This window comes from Bacillota bacterium (assembly GCA_040754675.1).
In the GTDB taxonomy this organism is placed as follows: Bacteria; Bacillota; Limnochordia; order Limnochordales; family Geochordaceae; genus Geochorda.
The window spans coordinates 1-4,446 of the sequence record JBFMCJ010000347.1; the positions used below are offsets into that span (position 1 = coordinate 1).

A 4,446-nucleotide genomic window follows, 5' to 3' on the forward strand; every position below is an offset into this window, starting at 1 on the left:
GCCCGGTTCGTCTCCAAGGGCGGCATGTATTTCGACGACAACATGGATCCCCTGATCGACAGCGATGAGGGGATCGCCGCACTCGAGGAGCAGGTGCGGCTGGTCCGCAACTACATGTGGAACGACGCGGTGACGGGCGACTGGTCCGTCGCCTACTCGCGCTTTCCCGAAGGTTCCGTCTTCTTCGCCTGGGCCTGGGCATCGCTGGGTAAGTGGGCGGAGGGCCCCGATTCAAAGGTCCGGGGCAGGGTCGGCTACATGGAGGTGCCCGGAACGCTACACGGGTCAAGGCTGGTTCGGGCGGTGCCGCACGTGGTAGGGTGGTCGTTCAGCGTGTCACGATACGGCAAGAATCCCGAGGCTGCATATCTCTTCGCTCAGTGGTTCACCGGGCCCACGGTGGGGCGGGACGCCATCGCCAGGGTTGGTACGCTCGACCCGTACCGGCTCCCATGGTACCAGGACGAACAGATGAAGGCGTCGTACGGAGCGGATTTCCTGCCGGTGCTTCTGGCCAACACCAAGAATGCATTCCCTGATCTGTCGGTGCGCGGAGCCAACGAGTACTTGGACGTATTGAACGTCAACTTGCAGCAGGCGTTTGCGGGCCAGAAGACCCCGGCTCGGGCCTTGAAAGATTCGGCTGCCGAGTGGCAGAAGATCACCAACCGCCTCGGACGGCGCCGCCAGGCAGAAGCGTGGCGCGAGGAACGCAACAACTACCCGGCGCACATCCAGGACGTCTGGCGCTCACTCGGAAAGATCGCGTAGAACGGCGGGCGGAGGTGAGAAGTGCCGATGGCTGCCGGCCCCCAGAGTCACGCGAAGCGGACGATGCGATGGAGTCAGGCACTGGGACGCTTCTTCAACGGAGAGAAGGTCTTTCAACTCACGCTGGTCGCGCCGTTGCAGCTCCTGATGTGGGTGCTGTTGATCGTGCCCACGGTCATCGTCGTCTATCTCAGCGTCGTAGGCTGGCAGCCGATTCTCGGCGTAGACTGGTGGCAGGCCCCTTTCGTGGGCCTCGAGAACTACCTGCGGGTTTTGAGTGACGCGCGTTTCTGGGAGGCCGTGGGGCGGACTCTGCTGATGGTGGTATTCGCCGTCGCGGCAGAGTTTGCCCTCGGCCTCGGCCTTGCGCTTTTGTTTCGCGCGGAGTTCGTCGGAAAGCGACTGGCAACGTCAGTTTTACTGTATCCGATGATGCTTCCGTGGGTGGTGGTGGGTTTTGCCTTCTACCTGGTGTTCCTTGACCGCGGGCCGGTCAACTACCTCCTGACGTCGCTGTTCGGCCCCGGAGCCGCGGTGGACTGGTTCCGGTACCCAACGCTGGCCATCGCCACCATCGTGGCCGCGGACATCTGGCAGTGGACACCGTTCATGTTCCTGATCCTTTACTCCGGGCTGTCGGCGCTCCCGAAGGAGCCGACTGAAGCCGCCATGACCCTGGGCGCCAGCCAGTGGCAGATCTTCCGCTACATCACGCTGCCCATGCTGAGGCCCGTCATCGTGGTCGCGGTCGTCCTCCGTGTTCTCGAAGCGCTGAAGATTTTCGATCTCGTCTACATCATGACCGGTGGCGGGCCCGGCACCTCCACCGAGTCGCTGTCGCTGTACATTTACCGGGTCGGGTTCGTCTACGGCCAGCTCTCGTATGCCGCGGCCATGGCGGTGGTGATCCTCGTCGGCATCGCACTGGTGACACGTCTTGCGGTGCGGTCGCTCGAGCTTCGCCTCCAGGGGATGTGAGGGGCAGGGCGGTTCACCGTGGGATTCGTCACGTCGCATGAAGGGTTCGGGTGACGATGAGCGGAGGACCACAATCTTCGCAACTGGTGTCGGCGCCCGCTGCCGAACTGGCACCCGCTCATGCCCGGCGCGGGCGGGTGGCCGGCCTCCTCGCTGTAGTTGCGGCCTTCATCAGCCTCATTCCGGTGCTGTGGGTCCTGTCGATTTCCATCAAGCCTCCGGACGAGTGGCTGGCGTATCCCCCGACGCTGTGGCCGCGACGGCCCACTGTGACCAACTACCAGGTCCTGTTCCAGGTGGGTAATCCGGTCGGAACGATTGCGGCCATGACGCGCTCGGCCGAGCCCGTCATGCCGGCTGTCGTGAACAGCCTGATCATCGCCCCCATCGCGACGGCCATTTCGGTGGCGATCGGAACGGCGGCGGCTTACGCCGTCTCGCGGTACCGCACCGGCGGGCCCATGATGCCGTTTCTCACGCTGACGACGCGGATGTTCCCGCCGGTCGCGTTCGCCGTTCCCCTGCTGGTTTATTATCGGAGCCTGGGACTCATCGATTCCAGGCTTGGCCTGGTACTCATGTACAGCGCGTTTACCGTTGCGTTCTCACTCTGGATGATGCGGGGTTTCTTCGACGGCGTTCCGCGGCACATCGAAGAGGCCGCTATGCTGGACGGCGCCAGCCCGTGGAGGGTCTTCTTCACCATGAGCCTTCCGCTGGTGAAGGGAGGCCTTGCCGCCACTGCGCTGTTCGTGTTCATCCTCAACTGGACCGAGTTCCTCTTTGCCCTGATCTTCACAAGCCGGCAGGCCGTGACGCTGCCGGTGCAGGTCAGCCGGTACGTGGGGGCCATCGGGCGCTTCTACGGGCCCCAGGCGGCCCTCGGGATAGTGGCCTCCATCCCGCCGGTGGTGGCCGGATACCTGATTCAGCGCCACCTGGTCCGCGGGTTCACTTTCGGGCTCGTGAAATGAGGGGCCTGTAGCGGGTATGAGCAGGGTGATTCTCGACCGCGTCTCGAAGCGATTCGATTCATTTGTCGCTGTCGACGGGCTGAGCCTTGAAGTGCGCCAGGGCGAGCTGGTCTCACTGCTCGGCCCCTCGGGCTGCGGTAAGACCACAACGCTACGAATGGTGGCAGGACTTGAACACCCGAGTTCGGGGGCCATCCTGTTCGACGGCGTGCCCGTTCACCACCTACCGCCGCAGCGGCGAGGAGTGGGGTTGGTCTTCCAGAACTACGCGCTGTTCTGGCACATGACCGTGTACGACAACATCGCCTTTGGCCTTCGGATCCGCAACGTGCCGGCCTCACGCGTCGACCAGGAGGTCCACCGTTTTGCCGAGATGCTGGAACTCACGGACATTCTGCACCGCCGGTCTTCCGGGCTCGATCTCAGTTCGATGCAGCGGGTTGCGCTGGCGCGCACGCTCATCACCCAGCCTCAGGTGCTCTTGCTGGATGAACCGTTCAACAACATCCGGCCCGGCCTGCGGGAGGCCATGAGGACGGAGTTAAGGCGGCTCCAGCAAGAACTCGGTCAGACGACCATCTTCGTCACGCACGACCAGGAGGAGGCGCTCACGCTCAGCGACCGCGTGGTGGTGATGCGGCAGGGAAGGGTGGAGCAAGCGGGCACCCCGGACGTGGTATACCAGCGGCCCGCCAACCTGTTCGTTGCCGCATTCCTGGGCGCGCCGGGCATGAATTTGCTCCGCTGCCGTGTCGAGGAGGGGCCCGACGGGCCGGTGCTGGCGAGCCCCGGCCTGCGAGTTCGCGCGCCGGATTGGAGCCGGCCCCTCATCGGAGCGGGGCGCGAGGTGTGGCTCGGCATCCGCCCGGAGGCCGTAAGGGTCGGCCACGGCGAGCTTGTGGGCGCGGTCACCATGGTGCAGCCCCTGGGTGCCGAGGTGCTGGTCACGATCGACCCGGATCCCGGAAGCGGCCGCAGCAAGGATAGCACCCTGCAGGCCCTGGTGGCGCCTGCCCGCCGGATGCGGCGGGGCGACGCGGTGACCTTCTCCTTGCCGCACGAGCACCTGAGGCTTTTCGACGTGCAATCGGGGGAAGCTCTTCATGGCCAGCGTTGAACTTCGTGCCGTGAGCAAGCGATTCGGACCGCTCGTGGCCGTCGACTCCCTCTCGCTGAACGTGGCGCAGGGCGAGGTGGTGTGCATCCTGGGGGCCCCTGGCGCCGGAAAGACGACGACCCTCCGCATGATCGCAGGCCTCGAACGGCCCGACTCCGGAGCGATCCTCTTCGACGGGAGGCCGGTGGATGGGGTGCCCCCGCAGGAGCGCGATGTGGGGATGGTGTTCGAGGACCTGGCACTTTACCCGCACCTGACGGGCTTCAGGAACATCTCCCACCCCTTGCGGCTTCGCAAGCTGGCCCCGGAGGAGATCCGGCGCCGGGTTCACGACGTCGCCAGGCTTCTGGAGATCGAGCACTTGCTGGAACGCCTACCCCACACGTTCAGCGGAGGCGAGCGCCAGCGCGTGGCCTTCGCCCGAGCGGTTGTCCGCCGACCTGCCGTGCTTCTCCTGGACGAGCCGCTCTCCAACCTGGACGCCAAGGTCCGGGAGGCCATGAGGGCCGAGATCGTCCGGCTCCAGGAGACTCTCAGGCAAACCACCATCATGGCCACCCATGACTACGAAGAGGCAATGGCCATCGGGGCACGCGTGGCCGTCAT

The 4,446-nt window shown here is 65.0% G+C and carries 5 protein-coding genes; all 5 read left to right on the forward strand.

Annotated features, from left to right (window positions below; all coding sequences use genetic code 11):
- Positions 1-771 (forward strand): extracellular solute-binding protein (locus tag AB1609_16495; protein MEW6048048.1); only part of this gene is annotated, 771 nt, incomplete at its 5' end.
- 63 nt (positions 772-834) lie between these two features.
- Complete coding sequence (locus tag AB1609_16500) at positions 835-1,749, forward strand: sugar ABC transporter permease (GenBank protein MEW6048049.1); 915 nt, start codon at positions 835-837, stop codon at positions 1,747-1,749.
- 56 nt (positions 1,750-1,805) lie between these two features.
- Positions 1,806-2,723 (forward strand): carbohydrate ABC transporter permease, encoded by a 918-nt coding sequence (locus AB1609_16505; GenBank protein ID MEW6048050.1) that lies wholly within the window; start codon positions 1,806-1,808, stop codon positions 2,721-2,723.
- A 16-nt stretch (positions 2,724-2,739) separates the two neighbouring features.
- Positions 2,740-3,840 (forward strand): ABC transporter ATP-binding protein, encoded by a 1,101-nt coding sequence (locus AB1609_16510; protein ID MEW6048051.1) that lies wholly within the window; start codon positions 2,740-2,742, stop codon positions 3,838-3,840.
- Positions 3,827-4,446 (forward strand): ATP-binding cassette domain-containing protein (locus AB1609_16515; GenBank protein ID MEW6048052.1); only part of this gene is annotated, 620 nt, incomplete at its 3' end. The genes AB1609_16510 and AB1609_16515, both read left to right, overlap by 14 nt.